Annotated in this window: 2 protein-coding genes; both read left to right on the top strand. The window is 69.8% G+C overall.

Annotated elements, in window-relative coordinates; translation table 11 throughout:
• The coding region (locus AC1RU4_RS26240) for a hypothetical protein (RefSeq protein WP_492894809.1) at nt 1-389 on the top strand (389 nt) is incomplete at its 5' end.
• On the top strand, nt 376-708 hold a 333-nt coding region (locus AC1RU4_RS26235), incomplete at its 3' end, for a hypothetical protein (protein WP_492894807.1). The genes AC1RU4_RS26240 and AC1RU4_RS26235, both read left to right, overlap by 14 nt.

Below are 708 nucleotides of genomic sequence, written 5' to 3'. Positions count from 1 at the left end.
CCCTCGCGGCGCAGCTCCAGACGCCGGACGACGCCCACCCTGATGCGGCGCTGATCCGGCTGCAGGCTGAACTGCGTATCCGGCACGTCGCCCGGATGGTGACGCTGCTGGACGACGGCGAGGGCCCGCCGCCGCCCTACACGGACGACGATGCGTGCGAGGCCGGCAATGCCGTCGCCAACGCCATTCGTGCCATTCCGGCGAAGACGGCACGTGGGCTTGCAGCGCACGCTCTCGCCCTGGTGTGGGATAGCTGCACTCTCGCAGACCTCGCGCCCGATCCATCCGACGATCTCGACTGGCAGCCGAAATGCTTCATCGCGCTGCTGCGGGAGATCGAACGCTTCGCGAAGGCCGACACGACAGGAGCGCACGATGCCGCGCCATGATCCGATCTTCACCGCCATCCGGCGCGAGCATGCCGCCAACGACGCGTTGAACAGCGCCTCCGACGTCGAGGAGGAGGTCGCCGCGCGGCTGGGCAAGGATCACCGCGACGCTCGCGCTGCTGCCCGTCGCCTCACGCGCGTGCTGCGCCGAGCCGATGCTGCTCGGGCGGCGATCATCGCCACCGTGCCGACCACGGACGCTGGGATGCACGCCTATCTCGACTGGATCGAGGGACCGCGCGGAATGGCGGAACTCACGCCGACGGCGGAGGAGATCGGCTCGCTGTGCGCCACGATGCGGGCAGCAATGGCTGGCCGA

Source organism: Ancylobacter sp. GW821-FHT10E12 (genome assembly GCF_058809335.1).
Note: the sequence above shows the minus strand (reverse complement) of the source record. Positions and strands in the feature narration are given on the sequence as shown.